Source organism: Streptomyces sp. NPDC058864 (genome assembly GCF_042742985.1).
Taxonomy (GTDB): domain Bacteria; phylum Actinomycetota; class Actinomycetes; order Streptomycetales; family Streptomycetaceae; genus Actinacidiphila.
Map to the genome: position 1 here is coordinate 16222 of NZ_JBHYMQ010000080.1, position 20906 is coordinate 37127.

The following is a 20906-nucleotide window of genomic DNA, read 5'->3' on the forward strand; positions in this document are numbered from 1 at the left end:
GTGCCGCGGTCCGGCCCCCGCGCGCCTCGGACGGCCGCCACCCCTCCGCGGCCCGACGGCCTCCTGGCGACCTACCGCGACGTGCTCGCCTCACCGGGCGCCCCCGGACTGGCCGTTGCGAGCCTGGTGTCCAAGTGGCCCATCGGCATGTTCCCGGTGAGTGTGCTGCTGCTGGTCTCGCCGGCCTACTCGTACGCCGAGGCCGGCGCGGTCGTTGCGGCCATGCTCGTGGCCAACGCGGCGAGCAGCCCGGCGCGGGGGCGTCAGGCGGCACGGCGGGGCGCACGGCCCGTCCTGAGGACGTGCCTGGCGGGCTACCTCGCCGGGCTCGGCGGGATCGCGGTGGCCGCGGCATGTTCGGCCCCCTTTCCCGTGGTGCTCGCGGCGGCGCTGGTGATGGGGGTCTTCTTCCCGCCCGCGAGCATCCTGCTCCGGTCCCACTGGACGGCCGTCGACCGCGACCGCGGGCGGTCCTCGGCCAACGCGCTGGAATCCGCCCTCATGGACGTGTCCCTCATCACCGGACCGCCCCTTGCCACCTGGCTCAGCGTCTCCTTCGCACCCGCGGTTCCGCTCGGCGTCATCGGGGCGCTGATGGCGCTCGCGGTCGCCGCGCTGACCCGGCTTCCGGACGAAGCCCCACGGACGTCCGCCCCTCCTCCGGCCGCCGCACCCGCGCCCGCGCCGCGCGGACCGCTCGTCGGCCTGTTCACCGCGCAGTTCCTCTTCTGCGCCGCCTTGGCGGGGACGGAGGTCGCCCTGCCCGTCTACGCACAGCAGCACGACGCGGCGGGCTACAGCGGCTGGTTCCTCGCGGGCCTCTCGGCGGGCAGCATCATCGGAGCGCTCCTCCTGGGACGGCTGCGCGGCACGAGCACCCGGCGCCTGCCCGTGCTGCTCGCCGTGCTGGCTCTCGGGATGTGCGGAGTCGGTGCGGCCATGCTCCTCGGCCCGGTCGCGGTGGCCGCGGTCTGCCCGGCGGCGGGCTGCGTCGTCGGTTCGGTCTTCGCCGAGTTCTTCACCGTCCTGGGGGCCATGACCCCGCCCGGCGCCGACCGTGAGGTGCAGGGCTGGGCCAACGGCATGACGACGGTGGGGTTCGCGGCCGGCTCCTTCGGCGGTGCGGCACTGACCGGGGCACTCGGGGCGTCCGCGTTCGTCCTCTGCTCACCGGTCGCCGCGGTTCTGGCCGCCTGCCTGACGAGACGGTTCGGACCGTCCCGCCACCGCGCGTGGGAACGCCGAACGCCCTCCCGCTGAAGGCGCCGTGCCGGGACGGACGCCCGGGCACACCCCGAATGCACCGGCGCTGTCCAGGCTACGGACACGGGCGTACCGATCGTGGCCGACGAGCCCGGCGCCCCGCGGCACCCGTAAGCGGTCACCGGCGGGCAGTGGACGCCGGCCCGGCTACCGTTCCGCGAGGCCGGAGCGCCACGCCCACAGGGCGATCTCGACGCGGTTGCGGGCGGAGAGCTTGGTCTGGATGTTGCCGAGGTGGGTCTTGACCGTTCCCAGGGAGACGAAGAGCGCGGCCGCGATCTCCGCGTTGGTCAGGCCCTCGGCGACGAGACGGGCGACGTCGGTCTCGCGCGAGGAGAGACCCGGTCCCAGGGGCGCTGCCGTCCGCGGCGGCCTCAGTCCTTTCAGCAGGCGGATCGTGATCGCCGGGCTGACCAGCGCCTCGCCGGAATGCGCCGCGCGCACGGCCTCGGTCAGCAGGGCCGGTCCGGAGTCCTTGAGGAGAAAGCCGCAGGCGCCGTTGTTCAGCGCCTCGTGCACGTACTCGTCGTCGTCGAAGGTGGTGACGACGACGACCTTCGGGGAGCCCGCGGAGCCGGGATGGTTCAGTTCGCGCAGGGCCTGCAGGCCGTCCATCCGCGGCATGCGGATGTCCATGAGGACCACGTCGGGCGCGAGCGCGCGGGCCATCTCGACCGCCTGGAGACCGTCCTTGGCCTCCCCGACCACCTCGATGTCGTCCTCGGCGCCGAGGATCAGCGAGAAGCCGGTGCGGACCATGGTCTGGTCGTCGGCCAGCAGGACACGGATGGTCATCAAGCACCTCTGCTCGGTATGTGCGCCTGAACGGTCCAGCCCTCCGGGACCCTCGGGCCCGCGGTGAAGGAGCCGCCGAGCGCCGCCGTCCGCTCGTGCAGGCCTTTGAGCCCGTAGCCGCCGTCCGGCGAGGGGCCGCCCCGGCCGCGGCCGTCGTTGGAGACCTCGACCGTCACCGCCGCGGGCCGGTCGTGGCAGCGGACGAGGATGTCGAGTGTCCGGGCGTCGCCGGCGTGCTTGCGCACATTGGTGAGCGACTCCATGACCACCCGGTGGACGGCCGACTGGACGTCGATCGGAACCACGTCGACCGCACCCTCGATGCTCAGCCGCACCTGCAGGCCGCTGTCGGAGGTGAAGTGACCGGCGAGGTCCGCGATCTCCGCGATCGTACCCGGGGGCGAGAGCCTGGTGTGGGCGTCGGGTTCCCGCAGCAGGGTGACCATGCGGCGGATGGCGGTCATCGCCTCGTCCCCGGCCTCCTCGATGCGTTGCAGGGCGGGAAGCACGGCCTCCGGCTTGCTCGCCGCCACGGTCTGCGCGGCCTGGGCCAGTACCACCATGCCCGTGACGTGGTGGGCGACGTAGTCGTGGAGATCCGACGCGATGCCCGTCCGCTGCGCCTGCTGGGCCGCCATCAGCCGGCGGTGGCGGTTGGTCTGGAACATGCGCAGATACAGTCCCGCGGCACTGCTGATGACGCCGCCCAGCGCGATGACCAGGGCGAGGACGACCGCCGCCTTGGCGTTCCCCAGCCGGGTGGGCTGGAGCACCAGACCCGCCAGCAGGAGCGGGACCGCGAAGCCGGCGCGTACGGGTTCGGCCCGCCACGCGGCCAGCCCGATGAGGACGACGCCCACGACGGCGACGGTGAACCCGAAGGGCACGACTCCGTAGCCGGCGCTCGGCACGGCGAGTGCCACCAGCACCAGGAAGGCTCCCAGGACCAGTGCGCCGGTGCCCAGCGTCGCGGCCTTCAGACGCGGCATGACCACGGCGACGGCTATCGCCAGCAGGACCACGAGCGGCTGGACCGCGTTCACGGCCACGTCCAGCGCCCCCAGGACCAGCAGTACGGCGGCGGCCACCAGCCAGCCGATGGCCCGCAGGAGCCGCTCGAAGGGGCCGTCGGCGCTGTTCCTCACGTTCCCGTCTTCTCCGTTTCCGCTCACCGGCCGGGCGGAGGCCGCTCCGGATGACCTGTCCAGTGTCACCGATCCGCCCCGGAGGACCGGGGGCCGCTCTCCCGGGCCGGGGACGGACCGGGAGAGCGGCCGTCGCCGACGCGGTCCGTTCCCGCGCCCAGGACCACCACGTCGAGGACGGCCTGGGCGTAGACCCGGGCGGTGCGCAGCAGGCGGTGGACCGGGGGTTCCCCGGGGGTGCCGGCGTGGTGGCCCGGGGCCGGGGCGGAACCGTGGTCCCCGCCGTGCTGCCCGGTCACCGTCGCACCTGCCCCGTGGTCGCACCGGCGGCGAGGGCACCCCGGACGAGTTCGCCCAGCAGCGCGGGGTACGTCAGTCCCTGGTGCGCGAACATCTTGGGGACCTGGGACTGCGCGGTCATGCCGGGCATGGTGTTCACCTCGTTGAGGACGGGACCGTCGGGAGTCAGGAAGAAGTCGCAGCGCGCCACCCCGCGGCAGCCCAGCGCCGCGAAGAGGGCGAGGGAGGCCTCGACGAGCCCGTCGTGCTGCGCCGCGGAGAGCGGGGCGGGGATCAGGAACCGGGCTCCGCCGTCGTACTTCTGCTCGGTGTCGAAGAGGCGTCCGTCGTCGAGCAGGATCTCCAGCGGGGGACCCACCACCAGGCCCCCGTCCGCGCGTTGCAGCACGGCGAGGTCCACCTCACGGCCGGTCACCAGCTCCTCGACCAGGACCCGGTCGTCGACCCCGAGCGCGGCGGCGATCGCCGGGGCGAGTTCCGCCTCGTCGGTGACGAGGGACACGCCGTGGCTGGACCCCGCGGCGACGGGCTTCACGACGACCGGGCGGTCGAAGCGCACCCGGTCCGCGGTGTCCGCGGTGACCAGGAAGCCCGGGGCGACGGCGATGCCCACCGCCTCGGCCACCAGTTTCGTCGCCCACTTGTCCATGGCCAGGGCCCCGGCACGGACGCCGGCACCGACGTAGGGCAGCTCCGCCAGGTCCAGCAGCGCCGCGAGCGTGCCGTCCTCGCCCAGCGGGCCGTGCATCGCCGGGAAGACCACGTCGCAGCCCGCCAGCACCGCCAGCGCCTCGGACAGGCTCGTCGCGGCGGAACCCGCCAGTGGCCGCCCGGCGGCGTCCCGCCACACCCCGTCCCGTCCGATGGTGAGGGACACGACGTCGTGGACGGCCGGGTCGAGCGCCGAGCGGACGGACGCGGCGGACGCGAGGGAGACCTCGTGCTCGGCGCTCCGGCCGCCGCCGAGCACGGCGACGCGGATGCGATCGGTCTTCCGGGAGGCGGTCACGCGGCGGCCCCCGGGCGGTGCGCGGTGCGGCGCAGGCGGGTGCCCAGGCCGGTCACGATCTCGTGCTCGATGGTTCCGGACCAGCACGCCCAGTCCCGGACGGTGGGCTCGCCGGCGTCGCCCGTGCCGAAGACGGTGGCGATGTCACCGGGTGCGGCCGGACGCTCGCCGCAGTCCACGATCACCTGGTCCATGGAGACCCGTCCCACCACGGGGCGGCGGCGACCGCCGAGGAGCACCTCCGCCCGGCCGGACGCCGCGCGGGGAAGCCCGTCCGCGTACCCGACGGCGAGCAGGGCCAGGTGGGTGCGCCGCGAGGCGGTCCACGCGTGGCCGTAACCGGCCCGGGCGCCGGCCGGGACCGTACGGACCGACACCACGGGCGCGGTCAGCGTCAGTGCGGGGCGCAGACGTGTCGTGTGCGTGGGGTCGATGCCGTAGAGGCCGGCGCCGACGCGGCTGAGGTCGAAGCGGGTCCGCGGGTCGGTGAGGGTCGCCGAGGTCGCGGCCAGGTGCCGGATGCCGGGCCGCAGCCCGGTCCGCACGGCGGTGGCCGACGCCGTCCGGAAGAGTTCGAGCGCCCGGTCGGTGCACCCGTCCCCCGGGGTGTCCGCGCAGCCGAGGTGACCCATCAGGCCGGTGACCCGGACCAGGCCGGCCCGCTCCGCCTCCCGGGCCCGCCGGCACAGGTCGGGCCACTGCCGGGGGTCGGCACCGTCACGGGCCATGCCGGTGTCCAGGTGCAGGTGCACCTGCGCGGGCCGTCCCGTCCGGGATGCGGCGCGAGCCACCGCGGCCAGGTGCTCACGGCCGGGCACGGCGACCGACACGTCGGCCCGCAGGGCCTCCTCGAAGGCGGCCTCGACGGGATTGAGCCAGCTCAGGATCGGTACCCGGAATCCCGCACGCCTGAGGAACAGCGCCTCCTCGAGGGAGGTCACGCCGAGCGAGGTCGCGCCCGCGCCCAGCGCGGCGGAAGCCACTTCGGCGGCACCGTGCCCAAAGCCGTCGGCCTTGACCACCGCCATCAGGCGAGCCGCACGGGCGGCCAGGAGGCGGGTGTTCGCGGCGACCGCCGCCAGGTCCACACCCAGCTCCGGGCCTGCCGTACGGCCGGCTGGAGGGGGCGGGTCGCCGATGCGGACGACGGGATCGGTCAGTGGTGCGCAAGGCATGGGAAGCCCTTCGGGTGTCGCGGTCGGGCCGGCGCCCCGGGGGCCGCCCGGACGCGAGTCGGCACCGGGACGGGAAGGAGGGCGCGGCCCACGCCGGAGCGGGTGCCGGGGGCCCGTACCGGCGGCCGGGACGGTGCCCGCGGGTCCGGTACGGGGCGTGGATCTCATGGCGAGCACGCTACGAAGCCGGCGTGACCGCCCGCTTCGGGCGGAAGTCGGACCCTTCGCGCCGCACTACGACTTTCGGCCGATGCCTCCGCCGGTGCGCCGCCGGGCCTCGGGGCCCCGGCCCTCTGGCTGGATGCGCATCCCTGGCGACGTGGGCTTCACCACGGAACGCCCACCGCGGGAGTGGTCCCCCGCGGTGGGCGTCGTGGGCCGGGCCGGCGGCACGGGCCGCCGCGCGTCACGCGGGCAGGGCGAAGATCCGGTACTCGGAGACCGTGGTGAAGCCGAGGCCGCGGTAGAGGGGCTCGCCCGCGGGGCTGGCCATGAGGGCGGCGAACTCCATCCCGCGGTCGCGTCCGACGCTCAGTGCGGCCGCCGTCAGGACGGTGCCGATGCCGCGGCGGCGGTGGGTCTCGGCGACGTGGACGAGGAAGATCCCCGCATGGCCGTGCGCCACGATGACCACGGTCGTGCCGACGATGCGCCCGTCGAGCACCGCGGCCAGACGCACGACGTCCGCGTTGTCCGAGCGCTGCGCCTCGATGCGCGCCATGTCGTTCTCGAGGCCCGGCGGGATGCCCATGGACGTGCTGTAGGTGCGGACGAACTCCACCAGGCGCGCGGTCCCCTCGACCGGCTCGATCCGCAGCCCGTCCGCACGCTCCCCGGCTTCGGCGACGGGCTGGTCCAGCGGCCGGACCATCACCGGGACGGAACCCAGTTCCACCAGCCCGTGCCGGACGAGTTCGGCGGGCGTTCCCTCCGGGCTGTCCGGCCCCGCCCACCACCACCAGGGGAGGTCGGCGAGCCGGGTCCGGGCCGTGGCTGCGGCCTGCCCGACGCCCTGGAGCGAGGGGGTGCGGAGCACGCCGTTGAACTGCGGGGTCGCGAGTCCGCTGCGGTAGTAGTCGAGTTCCCCCTCGCCGCGTTCCTCCGCGCCCCATCCGAGCAGGTACTGGCGGAAGTTGGCGGTCAGCAGCGTGAGGTCCACGCCGCCCCCGGAGTCCGTGGGGGATCCCTCGTCCGGCACAGAAGTCACGGTCGGTATTCGTGTGTCTGTCATCCTCGTTGCTTTCGCTGTCCGGGCGCCGTCCACCGGCGCGTCCGGAGTTGTCGTGCGTCGCGGGACCGAAGTGCCGTGCTCACCGCTCCGTCGCGGTCCGGCGGTCCCGGTTCTCCTCCGCCGCGGTGCGGCCGGAGGCGCTGAGGTTGCCGAGCATCTGCAGGAGTTCCGCGCTGCGGCTGCCCGGCTCGGGGTGGAACACCACCAGGATGAGGCCGCCGCTCCCGGCGATGGTCAGCTTGTCCGACCGCAGTTCCAGGTCCCCGACCTGCGGGTGCCTCAGGCGCGCGATCTGCCCCGTGTGCGGTGTGACGTCGTGGCGGGCCCACAGTTCGCGGAAACGCTCGCTCCGGAGGGAGAGTTCACCGACCAGCTCGGTCAGCCGGGGGTCGTCGACGTCCGGCCCGGCCAGGGCGCGCAGGGTGGCGACACCCTTGCCGGTCATCGACTCCCAGTCGATGCGCCGTTCGCGTTCCGCCGGGTCGAGGAAGGCGGCCGACAGAAGGTTCACACCGGGGGTGTAGCTGGGAGACAGGGCCGCCGCCAGGTCGTTGACGGCGAGGACGTCGAAGAACCGGTTCTGCACCCAGGCGGGGTTGCCGCTCCAGCCGTCGATCAGTTCCCGGATGCTCTGTGACACCTGCTCGGGCCGCGGTGCGCTGCCGCGGGGCGGCGTCCGGGCGGCCGCGCTGGTTACCCGGGCCCGCGTCAGGCCGGTCATGTAGTCGGCGGTGTCCTGGTCCAGGGTCAGCGCCCGGGCGATCGCGTCGAGTACCTGAGGTGACGGATTGCGGTCGCGCCCCTGTTCCAGACGGAGGTAGTAGTCCGTGCTGATCCCGGCGAGCATCGCGACCTCCTCCCGTCGCAGACCCTCGACCCGCCGCGTCCCATGGGTACCGAAACCGACCTCCTCCGGCCGGACCAGGCGTCTGCGAGCCCGCAGGAACTCACCCAGCGCATTCGAAGCGTCCATACCGACGACCGTAGCCCGCCGCGCCCGCGGATGAGTGGCCCCCTTGGTACCAGGCACGATGAGCGCAACGACCCGCACAGGGTGTTCACCCCGTCGCGGCGGGCCCGTCACCGTCCGTACGGGGCGGCCGCCGCAGTGCCGGGCGCGAGCCGGTGGGTCTCGGTAGCCTGAGTGGGGGTACGGCCATGAGGCGGCCCTGCCGCGGGAACGGCGACGGCAGCCGCCTCGCAGGCGCCCGGGGCACCCCGGGCAACCGGGATCGTCACCTCGCGTGACAGGACTGAGCATGGGCAATCCTTCACAGACTCCTTCCGGACGCTGCTTCGCGGGAACGTCCGGCGACGAGGACGTCGCCGGTTTTGTGCTCGACGACGACGGCCTCGTCTCCGCGTGGAGCGCCGCGGCCGAGCGGCTCCTCGGCTTCCGGGCCACGGACGTCGTCGGACGCCCGGCGGCCGAGCTGTGGCCGGAGGCGTTCGCCGGACCTTCCGGGGACGCCGCACCGCGGCAGGCCGCCCCGGGACGGCGCGCCGTGCTCTCCCGCCGTGACGGCGGCACCACCGACGTCGTCCTCCACACGTCGCCGTTGCTCGAGCCGGGAGGGCACGACGGTCGGGGCTCCGTGGTCGTCGTGGTCCCCACGCCCCACCCGGCCGCCGAGGGCCGGGCGATCCTGGAGGCCCTCTTCACCCAGGCGCCCATCGGCATCGCCGTCTACGACCGGAACCTGCGCTTCGTGCGGATCAACGCCGCCCTGGAACGCATCCACGGGTTCCCCGAGGAAAGGGCCCTCGGCCGGTCCGTCAGCGAGGTCCTGCCGGGACTCGACGCCATGGCGATCGAGCGCAGGCTCAAGGGGGTTCTGGACAGCGGCCGGCCCGTCGTCAACGCCGTCCACCAGGGGCGCACCGCGGCCGACCCGGACCGGGACCACGTCTGGCACGTCTCCTCGGTCGTCCTGACCGCACCGGACGGCGACGTCCTCGGCGTCACCGACCTGATCATCGACATCACCGACCGCCACCGGACCCGGGAACGCCTCGCCCTCCTCGACGAGGCGGCCATGCGCATCGGCACCACCCTGGACGTGCGGCGCACCGCGGAGGAACTGGTGGACGTGCTCGTCCCGCGGCTCGCCGACGTGGCGACGATCGACCTGCTCGAGGACGTCGTGGAGGGCGCGGAGCCGGAGCCCATGGGCTCCGGGCCCGTCACGGTGCGTTCCCTCGCCCGCACGGCCGTCGACCCGGAGATCATCAGCCGGATCCGGCAGCCCGGGGAACTGCAGAACTACCCCCCGGACTCGCCGCACGTGCAGAGCCTGGCCGACGGCCGCCCGCGGCTGATCCCCGTGGTCGAACCCGGTGCCGAATGGCTGCGGGACACCGCCGACGAGCGGGTCAAGGCGATGCGGAACTACGGGATCGACTCCCTCATCCTCGTACCGCTGCGCGCGCGGGACGCCACCTTGGGCCTGGTGCACCTGTACCGGGGGCGCGGCAGCGAGGCCTTCGAACCCGACGACCTCGTCCTCGCCCAGGACATCGTCGCGCGCGCCGCGGTCTGCCTCGACAACGCCCGCCGCTACACCAACGAGCACACGGCCGCCCTGACGCTCCACGCGAGCATGCTGCCGCGCAGCGTCCCGGACCAGAGCGCGGTCGAGGTGGCGCAGCACTACCGGCCGTCGCGGGTGCACGCGGGGGTGAGCGGCGACTGGTTCGACGTGATCCCGCTGTCGGGTGCCAGGGTGGCCCTGGTGGTGGGCGCGGTGCCGGGCACGGGATTCCAGGCGGCCGCGTGCATGGGGCACATCTGTTCCGCGATCCGCACGCTGGCCCAAGTGGACCTGACGCCCGACGAGTTGCTCGGCCAGATCGACGACATGGTGCCGCGGCTCCTGGAGCGCGAACACGCCACCGGGTCTGCGCCGGTGGTCGAGGCCCTGAAGGGCTCGACCTGCCTGTACGCGGTCTACGACCCCGTCTCGCGGCGCTGCGTGATGGCAAGCGCCGGGCATCCGCCGCCCGCCGTCGTCACCCGGTCCGGGGACGTGGTGGTCCCCGAGGTGCCGGTCAACAATCCGCTCGGCCAGGGCGACCCGGTGTTCGAGCCGCTGGACCTGGAACTCGCGGAGGGCAGCACCCTGGTGTTCTCCAGCCACAGCCTGCTGCGCCCCACGGACTCGTGCGAGACGCTCGCGACCCGCCTCAGCACCGTCGTCGCCGACCGGGGCCGCCCGATCGAGGAGACCTGCCGCGCCATCTCCGATCTGGTCGCCGCCCATCTCACGATGGAGGACGGCCTGGCGCTGCTACTGGCCAGGACCCGCCCCCTCGACCCGGGGAAGCTGGCCACCTGGACGGTCCCCCCGGTCCCGGCGGCCGTCGGCGACATGCGTTCGCTGGTGCTGCGGCAGCTCGGCCAGTGGGGGCTGGAGCACCTGGCCTTCTCCACCGAACTCATCGTCAGCGAGCTGATCACCAACGCCATCCGCCACGGGCACGACCCGATCCGGCTGCGGCTGATCCTGGACCGGACGCTCATCTGCGAGGTCAGCGACGCGGCGAGCACATCGCCGCACATCCGCCGGGCGGCCACCACCGACGAGGGCGGCCGCGGGCTCTTCCTGGTGGCACAGTGCTCGCACCGCTGGGGGACCCGGTACGCCCTGGTCGGCAAGACCATCTGGGCCGAACAGACCCTGGACCCCGTCGCGGCCTGACGTGATCGTTCGCAGCCGGGGTCAGCGTGCGCCGGCGCCCGGAGGCGGCAGCAGCTCGGTGGCGAACCTCAGGAACTGCAGCAGCGGCGCGCCCGCGGTGACCAGGGACCGCGGGCGGAGCGGAAGCCCGTCCGGCCCCTCCTCGCAGCACGCCGAGTAGACCTCGCGCACGACGTGGGCGGCCCTTTCGACGCGCTCCGCGAGGCGCTCGGAACCGCCCCCGGTCGCGGACGTGTCCCGCAACTGGCGGCGCGCGGCGTCGCGTTCACGCTCCAGCAGCGCTGCGAGGTGCGTCGCCGGTCCCTCCGCGAGCAGTCGCCGGGCGGAGCCGAGGGCCATCCCCGTCGCCGCGATCCAGGCGTAGGGCGCGTCGGAGCCCCGCAGCGGAGTACCGGAGGCCGGACTCGTCAACCCGGCCGGTACGAACAGATCGCGCAGCCGGTAGCCGTCCGCGTCCTCGGCGCCCTGCGCGCGGCGTACGACGAACACCGGCCGGCCGCGGTCCACCACGGCCGGGAGCGCCACCCAGCGGGCGTCCCGGGCGGACGGCGCGAGGTGCCACCGCCCCGAGAGCACATGGCCCCCGTCGGTCGCCAGCGCCCGGGGCACCGTCCGCGGGTCGTGGTCGGCGGGTTCGGCCCCGGGGAGGGAAGCGGCCCAGTGGAAGCGGCCCACGAAGGCCCGCCACGCCGTGCCCGGCCGGGCGTGCCCCAGTGCCTCGTAGGCCGCGAAGACCTCGTCCGGGGCGGCGGTACCGGGCCCCGGGAGGTGCGCCGCCCCGATGCCGTCCCGAGGAGCCGCGCCCCTCCCGGCGTCGGCGAGCACGAGCTGTCCCTGGGAGTGCATGGGGGGAGTCCTTCCGAATGACGTTCCCAGAAGGCCGCATGAAGGGGCGGCCCTCCACGGGGGGTGCACACCGGTCCGCGGTCGCCGGACCCCTGGCGGAGCGGTCGTCCCATCGGCTCTGCGGCACGCGTCGCCGCCGGGCCGGGCGCGGGCGGATCGCCCGCTGCGGCCCAGGGCTTCTCCTGGGTGGACTCCACTGTGCACGCTCCCGCTCCCCGGTGACAGGCCCCGTTGTTCCCGGGAACGGGAGGACCAGCCACCTCGGCAACCCACCTGCGTACGGCGCGGACACCCGGGGGGATACGGCGGTGAACCGCGACGCCGCGCGCTCCGGGGACGATGCCTCAGGAGAACCGGCAGGACCATCGACCCGGCGCCGCGGAGGCGTTGGGTGGTCCCGTCACTCCCGGGAACGGGAGTGCCTTCACCGCAGGGCGGGGAGCCGGCAGGCTGGGCGGAGCCTACGGCCGCGTCGCGGGCTCCCGGCGTGGGCAGCCGCCGTGTCCGGCGCGTCCTCCAAGGCGAATGAAGGGTTTCCATGAAGATCGGGTTTGCGCTTCCGTACCTGCACCACGTGGCCCACCAGGTCGACCGGACGGCGGAGTTCGCCCGGGAGGCGGAGAAGGCCGGTGCGGCGAGCCTGTGGGCGGGCGACCGGAACTTCGCCGCCGTCAACCCCACGATCGGGGCGACCGGCCCCGGCACGACGATCCCCGTGGAGTACCGGACCGCGGCCGACCCCTTCGTGCTGCTCGGTGTGGCGGCCGCCGCCACCGAGCGGGTGCAGCTGGGCACCAACGTCCTCATCGCGCCGATCTACGCGCCCGCGCAGCTGGCGCGCAGTCTGACCACGATCGACCGGATCAGCGGCGGGCGGCTCCTCCCCGGCTTCGGCGTCGGCTGGTCGCCCGAGGAATTCGCGGCGGCGAACCTGGACTTCACCAAGCGCGGCGCCCGGACGGACGAGATGCTCGACGCGCTCGAACTGCTCTGGACCCAGGACCCGGTGGAGTACCACGGGCGCCACCTGGATCTTCCGCTCCAGTACTCACCGCTGAAGCCCGTGCGGAAGCCCCGCCCGCCCTTCTACCTCGGTGCTCCGAGCGGGGCCCCGGCCGCGCTCAGGCGCATCGGGGAACGGGCGGACGGCTGGCTGCCGGCGTGCGTCGTCCCCTTCCACGTGGGCGCCGAGGCGGTGCTGGCACAACGCTCCCTCATCAACGAGTTCGCCGGTGAGGCGGGACGCGATCCGGCGCTGCTGGACACGGTCATGCGGGTCAACGTCGCGGAGGGGACCCCGTCGGCCCGGGTCGCCGACGCCATCAAGTCGCTGGCCGACGGGACGGGCATCGATCACTTCATGGTGGAGTCCATGTCCCTCCCCCACGTCGACGCCGCGCTGGAGCTCGTCACGGAGCTGCTGCCGCTCGTCGGGCGCGGCTGATCCGCCGCCCGTCACCCTGCGCGATTCACCCGTTCGGCGGCCCCTTGGTCGCGGCTCCGCAGCGCCCGGCGTCTCATGAGCGTGACCGCATCCGCGTTCGAGTGGGAGGTCGCCGATGTACGACATGCGCGCCGAACCCATAGCGACGGACACCGGATCCGCCCAGTTGTGGCACGTTCTCCGGCTTGACGGAAGCTCCCTGTGCGGCCGTGCGCTCGCCGGCAGGTCACTTCCTGCCCCCGACGACGACTGCCGCGACGAGTACTGCGCCCCTTGCATGACCGCGGTGGCCGCAGCGGCGTCCCGCGGCAGGCTCCGTCCCATGGTCTGAATCCTCCGCCCCCCAGAGCCGGCAGGGTTGCACCTGCCGGCTTCCCCTTCGTTATTTAATTGCGTACGCACGCATGTTAGCTGGATTCGAGCCGGACAACGTTGTCAGGCGCCTGACTCCACCACACCCCCCGGAAGGGATGCGCATGACCGAGACAGATGAGGCCCCGGACGTCGAAGAGAGCGTGTACAGGATGCTGCTCACGGCCGGACCGGTGTCGCGGGACCGGGTGGCGGCCGAGGTGGGCATCTCGGCGGAGGCGTCCGAGCGGGCGCTCGCTTCCCTGGTCGAGAGGGGCCTGGCCGCCCCGGCCGACGGGCGGGCCGCACGGTTCACCGCCTCGCAGCCGGACGTGGAGTTCATGCTGCGGCTGCGACAGCAGGCGGAGGCGCTCGACCGGGCACGGGGCATCGTCGACGATCTGCTCAGAACCGTTCCGGGTGCCGCGCATCCGGACGACCGCCGGCTCCCCCTCGAGGCGATCACCGGCGCCGGCGCCGTCCGCCGGCGCCTCGCACAGCTCCAGGCGGACGTGTTCCACGAGGTCGTCTGGTTCTGCGCGTCACCCGAACTCCTCGTCGACGGCGAGACGTTCAGCCCCGCCGTGCGCCATCGGGTGCTCTGCGCCCGCGCGGCCCTTCCCGACGGCGCCACCGCGGCGGACACGACGCACATCAACGGCGTCGTCCGTCTCGCCCACCACGCACCGCTCTTGGACCTCGCGATCGCCGACCGCGGCGTGGGCCTGTGCCGGCTCTCGCCGGCCGGGGCCGGCGCCACGTACCGGGAACCCGCCGCGGTCGTCATACGGGACACGGGCGTGCTGGAGGCGCTGCTGCTCCTCTTCGAGACCCAGTGGGACGTCTCCCTGCCACCGCACTCCGTCGCACCGCCCTCGGTGGGGGAGGCCGACCGCAGACTGCTCGCCCTGCTCGCCGGTGGCGCCACGGACCGGACGGCAGCCCGGCACATGGGCGTGAGCGAGCGGACCCTGCAACGCCATGTGGGGCGGCTGATGACGCTCGCCGGAGCCTCCACCCGCCTGCAACTGGGCTGGCAGGCCGCCCGCAGGGACTGGCTCCGGTGAGGGGGCGCCGGACCGGCGAAACGGACCTCAGGGTCCGATATCATGGGCGATCCGACGCAGAGGGCCGAGGCCCTCATCGAACGCAGACAGGCCACCCGCCCCATGAGCCCTTCGCCCTCCCCCGACCCGGACCGGGCGGCGGCCGCGTCACCGCGCCGGGCGGACGCCCGCCGCAACCACGAACGCGTGGTCGCCGCCGCGGTCGACGTCTTCCGTGAACGCGGCACACTGGCCACCGTCCCCCAGATCGCGGCGCGCGCCGAGGTCGGCAAGGCGACGGTCTACCGCAGCTTCCCCACCAAGGAGGACCTGCTGGAGACCGTCACCCGGCTCAGTCTTGACGAGCTCGAACGGCGCACCTCGGAGGCCCAGGCCGGCCCCGGCCCCGACGCGGCCTTCCGGCGGCACGTCCTCGCGCTCTTCGACGTCCTGGCCCGTGACCGACTGCTCGCCGAGCGGCTGGCAGACGCCGCCTCCCCGGCCGCCGTGTCGGTTCTGGAGTCGCTCACGGCGGCCATGGAGACCGCCCGCGCGGCGGGGGCGCTGCGCGCGGACTCCACCCCGCTGGATCTGCGGGTGCTGCTGTGCGGCGCCGCCCTCCAGCTCGTGCGGCTCCAGGAACGTGATCCGTCGGTCTGGCACCGGTACGCGGACATGGTGCTGCGGGCCCTCGGTCGCTGACGGCCGCGGAACGGCTCAGCCGCCGCCCGGCGTACGCACGCTGCCGCGGACCTGCTCGAGGAAGCGCCGGACGGCCGGGCCCGCCGCATGGCCCTTAGGCGAGACGAGGTCGACGCGGCGCAGCAGCCGGATCCCGGCCAGCGGGACGAACCGGATCGCGGCCGCGGGACGCGGGCCCGACGGGAGGTCGAGGCCCTCCGGTACCAGTGCGATGCCCACGCCGGCGGCGACCAGTTCGAGGACCAGCGGCCATTCGGCGACCTCGCACACGGTGCGGCGCACGAGGCCCGCGTCCTGGAAGGCCTGGTCGACCTGGACGCGGATAGCCCAGTCGGGCGGGGTGTCGACGAAGCGCTCGGCGGCGAGCCGGTCGAGGGTGACCTCCCGCTCGGCCGCGAGCGGGTGATCGGGCGCGCACGCCATCACGACCGGTTCCGCGACGAGGTGCACGACGTCGAGTCCGGTGCTGTACGCCGGCACCACCGGCACGAGGGCGCAGTCCAGTTCGCCGTCCCTGACCATCTCCAGCATCCGTACGGCGGGCAGTTGACGCACGATGATGTCGACGCCCGGGTGCGCGTGCGCGAACCGCGCGACCCACGAGCCGAAGGGCAGGGTGTGGCCGATCGTGTACATCGCGCCGATGCGCAGCCGTCCCGTGAGGACGTCGTTCACATCACGTACGGCCTGCCGGGCCGCCTCCGCGGCGTCGAGGGCCTGCCGTGCCGCGGGGACGAGTGCCTCGCCCGCGGAGGTCAGCCGCACCGGACGCGTACCCCGGACGAAGAGCAGCGCCCCGACGTCCTTCTCGAGGGCGCGCACCGAGGAGGACAGGCCCGACTGGACGATCACCTCCCGGGCCGCGGCCCGCGTGAAGCTGCGCTCCTCGGCGAGGGCGAGGAAATGGCGCAGGTGACGGAGTTCCACAGCCGCATCATCTCACGCGGAGATGGAAACCATCTCCAGCACATCTCCCGGAGCTGACGTGGTCTCCCGCCCGGCGTGCGTTGTGGACGTACGCGGCAGGCGTTCGCCGTACCGCCGTTCACGACCGAGCAGAGAAAGAGAACGATGACCGCGTCCCTCACCACGTCCTCCACCGCGAGCACACACCGGAGCCGGCATGCCGGCGGCTTCTGGTTCGTCGCCGCGGCATTCCTGTCCCTCATGGCCTTCGGCACCGCGCCGACCCCGCTCTGGCCGCTCTACCAGGCGCGGGATCACTTCGGGCCGACGGCGGTCACCGTCGCCTTCGCGGTCATGGTCCTCGGCGCGGCGCTCGGCTTCGGCCTGCTGGGCCACCTCTCCGACCGCTTCGGCCGCCGTCGGGTGATCGTCCCGTCGCTGCTCGTCGGCATCGCCTCGGCCGGCGTCCTCGCCTCGTGGCCGGATCTGCCCGGCCTCATCGTGGGCCGGATCATCACCGGCGTCGCCGTGGGCCTGATGGCCTCCACGGCCAGCGCGTACCTCAGCGACCTCTACCACGTCGCCCGTCCCGAACGCGCCGGGTCGCACGTGCCGTCACTCGTGGCGAGCGTCGCCAACCTCGGCGGACTGGCCTTCGGGCCGCTGGTGTCCGGAGCCCTCGCGCAGTGGGCGCCCGCTCCCCTGACCACCAGCTACCTCGTGTTCGCCGGCGTCCTGTCGGTGCTGCTCCTGCTGGTGCTCGCCACACCCGAGACCGTCGACACCACGCTCAGGGCCGACGAGCGGCCCACCCGCTTCGCGCTGCTCCCCGGCCGGGGAAGGGTGTTCGCCGCGGCGGCGGGCCTGGGCTTCTTCTCCTTCGCCCTGATGGGCCTGTTCTCCTCCCTGGGCGCCGTCATGGTCCGTGGCCGGCTCGGCATCACGTCGACCTTCGTCGTGGGACTGGCCCCGTTCACCGCGTTCGCGGCCTCGGCGGTCGCGCAGCTGGCGCTGGGCGCGCTCGCGCAGCGGCGGCAGCTCGTCGTCGGTACCGCGGCGTTCCCCGTGGGCATGGTGCTCACGGCCCTGGCGATCCAGCGTCCGACGCTCGGCTTCTTCCTCTTCGCCGTCGCCGTCGCCGGCGCGGGTGCGGGCCTGGTGTTCAAGGCCGCGGTGGCCCAGAGCGCCGCAGCGGCGGCTCCGGCCTCGCGCGCGGGTGTGCTGGCGGTCTTCTTCGTCATCGCCTACGCCGGCATGGGCCTGCCGTCCGTGGCCTTCAGCCTCGTCATCCGGCACGCCGCGCTGGTGCCCACCATGGTCGGCTTCGCCGCCGTCCTGTCGGCCGGCACCGTCCTCGCCGTCGTGACGTCCCTCCGTGGCGGCGGTGCGGCCCGCCGACCGGGAGTACCGGCCCCGCGGACCGTGCGGCCGCCCCGGGCCTGACATCGCCTCGTGGAGTGGCTAGCCTGCCCGGATGATCCGCGCCGATGCCCCCGCCACGACCCGCCGGAGCCTGCTCGCCGCGGGCTGCGGCGCCCTCGCGGCGCTGGTGGCGGGGTGCGGCGGGGAGCCGGTGCCCGCGACACGGCTGAGGTTCGCGACGGGGGCGGTGGGCGGCCCGTACAACGCCTTCGGGCAGGCGCTGGCGCGGGCCACCGGGGCACGCGGGCAGGGCCTGGAGGTCGTACCGCTGGCGACCGCGGCGAGTGTGGACAACCTCCGGAAGCTGGCGGCCGGTTCGGCGGAGCTCGCGCTGACGATGGCCGACGTGGCCGAGGACGCCGTGCTGGGGCGCGAGATGTTCCCGCGGCGCGTCGCGGTGACCGCGCTGGCCCGGGTGTACGTCAACTACACGCACGTCGTGGTGCCGGCCCGGGGGCCCGTACACGCGCTGGGGCAGCTCGCCGGGTGCCCCGTGGCGGCGGGCGCGTCGGGCTCGGGCGCCCAGGTCGTCGCGGAGCGGCTGCTGCGGGCGGCCGGGCTGACCGGCTCCCGGGCGGTGCGGGCCCGCCGGATGGAGGCGGCGGCCTCGGCGGCGGCGCTGCGTGCCGGGGAGGTCGACGCGCTGATCTGGTCCGGCGGGGTGCCGACGCCGCTGCTGGCCGACCTCGCCCGCGAGGTGCCGCTGCGTTTCCTGCCCCTGGACGGTCATGTGGCAGGTCTGCGCGCCGCGTACGGGCCGGTGTACTCCGCGGTCACGATCCCGGCGGGCGCGTACGGGCTGCGGGAGCCGGTCGGCACGATCGGGGTGAGCAACTACCTCGTGGCCAGGGCCGATGTGCCGGACCGCGCGGCGCGCGAGCTGCTGGCCGTGGTGTTCGACCGCCGGCGGGTGCTGCTGGCGGAGGTGACGGCGGGCGCGCGGCTGGAGCCGCGGTTCGCGATCTCCACCGGGAGCGTGCCGCTGCACCCGGGTGCGGCGGCGTACTACCGGTCGGTGTTCGGCTGATCCGGCAGGCGGAGCTCGAAGCGCAGCCCGTGCGGCGCGGCGCCGCGGACGGTGAGGCTGCCGCCGCTGCCGCGGGCGATCCCGTCGGCGATGGCGAGGCCCAGGCCGCTGCCCGGCATGTTCTGGTGCCCGGGGGCGCGGCCGAAGCGCCGCAGCAGAACAGGCAGTTGCTCCGGCGGGACGCCAGGCCCGTCGTCGCCGACGCACACGAGCAGTCCGCCCTCGCGGCGGGCCGCGCGGACGTCCACCCGGCCGCCGGGTGGCACGAACTTGGCGGCGTTGTCGAGCAGCGCGTCGAGGACCCGGCCGACGGCGTCGGGGAGGGTACGGGCGTGCAGGCCGTGCTGCACGTCGGTGGTGAGGCGCAGCTCGGCGGCGGTGAACACCGGCTCCCAGGCGGCGACGCGTCCGCGTACCGCCGCGGAGACGTCCTCGTCGGCGAGGGGGGCGGCGCCCGCCTCGACGCGGGCCAGGGCCAGCAGTCCGTCGAGGAGCTCCTCGAGCCGTTCCGCCTCGTCGAGGGCGCGGGCGTGCTCCGCCCGACCGGGGCCGGGGGTCAGGTGGGGTTCGACGTTCTCCAGTTGCAGGACGAGCGTCGCAAGGGGGTTGCGGAGCTGGTGGGAGGCGTCGGCGACGAAGTCCCGCTGGCGGCCGATGGCGTCCGCCACGGCCTCCGCCATGAGATTGAAGTGCCGGCGCAGCCGCCGCAGTTCGGGCGGCCCGGTGTCGGAGACGGCACGCGCCTGGAGACTGCCGGAGGCGATCCCCTCGACGGCCCGGTCCAGGTCGCGGACCGGGCGCAGCAGCCAGCGCGCGATCCCGGCGGCCACCAGCGCCGCGGCGGTGAACGCGGCGAGGGCACCGGCCGCGATCCGCCACCAGCGGACGGCGACGTCGTGGCGGGCGGCGGCGGTGGGCACGGTGAGCAGCACGGCGCCGCTGACCCGTTCGTCACGGCCGACCGGTTCGGCCACGACGACGCTGCGCGGCCCCCAGGGGCGCAGCGTCGGCAGGTGTCCGGTGGAGCGTCCCGTCAGTGCGCGGCCGCTCGCCTCGGCGAGCGCGCCCGCGGGGCTGCGTGGGCCGCGGCGAACGAGGGTGCGCCCGGCGGTGTCGACGATCGTGACGCCGGCTCCGTACAGCTGCGCGTAGCGGCGGATCTCCGCGGTCAGCTCGGCGCGGTCGGCGGCGGTGCGCGCCCGCTCGGCGAGGTCGGCGAAGCGCACGGCCTCGGCGCGGCGCTGGAGCAGCAGGTGCTCGGTGCGTTCGCGGGCGTACGCGTCGGCGAGGGGCAGCGACAGCAGGAGGGCCGCGGCGCCCATCAGGGCCGTGAGGACGGCGAGCAGGCGGCGTCTCACCGGCCGTCCCCGAGCCGGTAGCCGAAGCCGCGGACGGTGCGGATGAGGGCGGGCCGGCCGGTCTTGGCCCGGATGCCGGCGACGTGGACGTCGAGCGAGCGGGACGCGGCGAGGAAGGCGTCGCCCCAGATCCGGTCGAGGATCTCCTCGCGGGAGTGGGCCTCCCCGGGCCGGGCGGCGAGATGGGCGAGGACGTCGAACTCACGCCGGGTGAGCCGCACTTCGCTGCCGGCCACGGTGACGGTGCGGCGGACGGGGTCGATCTCGGTGTCGCCGACGGTGACCGGCGCGCCGGGCGGCGCCGGGCGGCCGGCCCCTGCCGCGGCCGGGCCGGTGCGGCGGCGGACGGTGTCGATCCGGGCGATCAGCTCCGCCATGCGGAAGGGCTTGACCACGTAGTCGTCGGCACCGGCACGCAGTCCCTGGACGATGTCGCGTTCCTCGCAGCGGGCGGTGACGACGATGAGCGGGGCGCCGCAGACCGTGCGCAGCCGCCGCAGCAGCTCCAGCCCGTCCAGGTCCGGCAGTCCCAGGTCGAGCAGGACGAACTCCGCCTCGCGCACGAACCGCAGGGCGTCCAGGGCCCGGCCGACGCGGCGCACGGTGTGCCCGCGCTGGGCGAGGGCCGTGCCGAGGGCATAGGCCATGCGGTCGTCGTCCTCGACGAGAAGCGCGTGCATCCGTAGGTCTCCTTGCTGCGTGACGCGGCGGTTCCGGCGCCATCGAGGGCGGCCCCCGGAGGAGCTTCGGAAAAGATCGCGAAGACTGTCAACCATTCCCCGCCGGACGGTGGTTTGAGAGGTGGAGGGGGTACGTGCGTCCCCCCTCCGTTCCACTGACAGTCCGTACGACCGCTCCGCCGACGGGGACCCGGCGCAACCCGGGTGCCCGCCAACCCCGGGCGCGCCGTCGCCCCATCAGGCGGCGCTGCCCCACCACCGGTCATCCTTTCCCGGATCAGAAAGTCCAGCATGCGTATCAAGAACGCAGGCATCGTGCTCGCAAGCTGCACCGCGGTGGCCGCCCTGGCCGCCTCCCCCGCCGGCGCAGTCACGTCCACACTGCCCAGCCCCTCCGTCAGTGCGGTCCTCGACGTCCAGAAGCAGGCCATGGCGAACGGTGCCCCGGGCGCGCTGACCCGTATCGACTCGGGCACCTCGAGCTACCGCATCTCCATGGGGCAGTCGG

At 74.4% G+C, this 20906-nt stretch carries 18 protein-coding genes and 1 pseudogene; 8 read left to right on the forward strand and 11 right to left on the reverse strand.

Annotated elements, in window-relative coordinates; genetic code table 11:
- Nucleotides 1-1260 (forward strand): MFS transporter, encoded by a 1260-nt coding sequence (locus tag ACFW3D_RS36475; protein ID WP_500511937.1) that lies wholly within the window; start codon nucleotides 1-3, stop codon nucleotides 1258-1260.
- 150 nt (nucleotides 1261-1410) lie between these two features.
- On the opposite strand, the gene ACFW3D_RS36480 is transcribed toward ACFW3D_RS36475, so the two are convergent.
- From ACFW3D_RS36480 to ACFW3D_RS36510, 7 genes are all read right to left on the reverse strand, one after another.
- Nucleotides 1411-2058: a response regulator gene (locus ACFW3D_RS36480; protein ID WP_500511939.1), complete on the reverse strand. Its 648-nt coding sequence runs from the start codon at nucleotides 2056-2058 to the stop codon at nucleotides 1411-1413.
- Complete coding sequence (locus ACFW3D_RS36485) at nucleotides 2058-3203, reverse strand: sensor histidine kinase (protein ID WP_500511941.1); 1146 nt, start codon at nucleotides 3201-3203, stop codon at nucleotides 2058-2060. The genes ACFW3D_RS36480 and ACFW3D_RS36485 overlap by 1 nt, the downstream gene beginning before the upstream one ends.
- Before the next feature lie 65 nt (nucleotides 3204-3268).
- The gene (locus ACFW3D_RS36490) at nucleotides 3269-3502 is read right to left on the reverse strand and encodes a hypothetical protein (protein ID WP_500511943.1); all 234 of its coding nucleotides are present in this window, start codon (nucleotides 3500-3502) and stop codon (nucleotides 3269-3271) included.
- Entirely contained in the window at nucleotides 3499-4512 is a 1014-nt protein-coding gene (locus ACFW3D_RS36495) for a D-alanine--D-alanine ligase family protein (RefSeq protein ID WP_500511945.1), read from the reverse strand. Before ACFW3D_RS36495 ends, ACFW3D_RS36490 begins: the two co-directional genes overlap by 4 nt.
- A complete protein-coding gene (alr, locus tag ACFW3D_RS36500; RefSeq protein ID WP_500511947.1) occupies nucleotides 4509-5687 on the reverse strand; it encodes an alanine racemase in 1179 nt (392 codons plus the stop codon). Before alr ends, ACFW3D_RS36495 begins: the two co-directional genes overlap by 4 nt.
- A 406-nt stretch (nucleotides 5688-6093) precedes the next feature.
- Complete coding sequence (locus ACFW3D_RS36505) at nucleotides 6094-6894, reverse strand: GNAT family N-acetyltransferase (protein ID WP_500511949.1); 801 nt, start codon at nucleotides 6892-6894, stop codon at nucleotides 6094-6096.
- Between the two features lie 103 nt (nucleotides 6895-6997).
- The gene (locus tag ACFW3D_RS36510; protein WP_500511951.1) at nucleotides 6998-7891 is read right to left on the reverse strand and encodes a helix-turn-helix domain-containing protein; all 894 of its coding nucleotides are present in this window, start codon (nucleotides 7889-7891) and stop codon (nucleotides 6998-7000) included.
- A gap of 286 nt (nucleotides 7892-8177) precedes the next feature.
- On the opposite strand from ACFW3D_RS36510, the gene ACFW3D_RS36515 reads away from it, so the two are divergent.
- Nucleotides 8178-10616 (forward strand): SpoIIE family protein phosphatase, encoded by a 2439-nt coding sequence (locus tag ACFW3D_RS36515; RefSeq protein WP_500511953.1) that lies wholly within the window; start codon nucleotides 8178-8180, stop codon nucleotides 10614-10616.
- A 21-nt stretch (nucleotides 10617-10637) separates the two neighbouring features.
- On the opposite strand, the gene ACFW3D_RS36520 is transcribed toward ACFW3D_RS36515, so the two are convergent.
- Nucleotides 10638-11462, reverse strand: a complete 825-nt coding sequence (locus tag ACFW3D_RS36520; protein ID WP_500511955.1) for a hypothetical protein — start codon at nucleotides 11460-11462, stop codon at nucleotides 10638-10640.
- A 538-nt stretch (nucleotides 11463-12000) separates the two neighbouring features.
- On the opposite strand from ACFW3D_RS36520, the gene ACFW3D_RS36525 reads away from it, so the two are divergent.
- From ACFW3D_RS36525 to ACFW3D_RS36535, 3 genes are all read left to right on the forward strand, one after another.
- Nucleotides 12001-12906, forward strand: coding sequence for a TIGR03619 family F420-dependent LLM class oxidoreductase (locus ACFW3D_RS36525; protein WP_500511957.1), 906 nt, complete (start codon nucleotides 12001-12003; stop codon nucleotides 12904-12906).
- Nucleotides 12907-13382: 476 nt separating this feature from the next.
- A complete protein-coding gene (locus ACFW3D_RS36530; protein WP_500511959.1) occupies nucleotides 13383-14324 on the forward strand; it encodes a hypothetical protein in 942 nt (313 codons plus the stop codon).
- 42 nt (nucleotides 14325-14366) lie between these two features.
- Nucleotides 14367-15005: a TetR/AcrR family transcriptional regulator gene (locus ACFW3D_RS36535; protein ID WP_500511961.1), complete on the forward strand. Its 639-nt coding sequence runs from the start codon at nucleotides 14367-14369 to the stop codon at nucleotides 15003-15005.
- Nucleotides 15006-15020: 15 nt separating this feature from the next.
- On the opposite strand, the gene ACFW3D_RS36540 is transcribed toward ACFW3D_RS36535, so the two are convergent.
- The gene (locus ACFW3D_RS36540) at nucleotides 15021-15932 is read right to left on the reverse strand and encodes a LysR family transcriptional regulator (RefSeq protein WP_500511963.1); all 912 of its coding nucleotides are present in this window, start codon (nucleotides 15930-15932) and stop codon (nucleotides 15021-15023) included.
- A gap of 144 nt (nucleotides 15933-16076) precedes the next feature.
- Between ACFW3D_RS36540 and ACFW3D_RS36545 the strand changes: the two genes are divergently transcribed.
- Both ACFW3D_RS36545 and ACFW3D_RS36550 read left to right on the forward strand, forming a co-directional pair.
- Entirely contained in the window at nucleotides 16077-17354 is a 1278-nt protein-coding gene (locus ACFW3D_RS36545; RefSeq protein WP_500511965.1) for an MFS transporter, read from the forward strand.
- Between the two features lie 31 nt (nucleotides 17355-17385).
- The gene (locus ACFW3D_RS36550; RefSeq protein WP_500511967.1) at nucleotides 17386-18360 is read left to right on the forward strand and encodes a TAXI family TRAP transporter solute-binding subunit; all 975 of its coding nucleotides are present in this window, start codon (nucleotides 17386-17388) and stop codon (nucleotides 18358-18360) included.
- Here the strand turns inward: ACFW3D_RS36550 and ACFW3D_RS36555 are convergent.
- A complete protein-coding gene (locus tag ACFW3D_RS36555) occupies nucleotides 18339-19718 on the reverse strand; it encodes a sensor histidine kinase (RefSeq protein WP_500511969.1) in 1380 nt (459 codons plus the stop codon). The genes ACFW3D_RS36550 and ACFW3D_RS36555 overlap by 22 nt on opposite strands.
- Nucleotides 19715-20398, reverse strand: a complete 684-nt coding sequence (locus ACFW3D_RS36560) for a response regulator transcription factor (RefSeq protein WP_500511971.1) — start codon at nucleotides 20396-20398, stop codon at nucleotides 19715-19717. The genes ACFW3D_RS36555 and ACFW3D_RS36560 overlap by 4 nt, the downstream gene beginning before the upstream one ends.
- A gap of 291 nt (nucleotides 20399-20689) precedes the next feature.
- Between ACFW3D_RS36560 and ACFW3D_RS36565 the strand changes: the two are divergent.
- A pseudogene (locus ACFW3D_RS36565) lies at nucleotides 20690-20906 on the forward strand (serine hydrolase domain-containing protein); the annotation flags it as partial.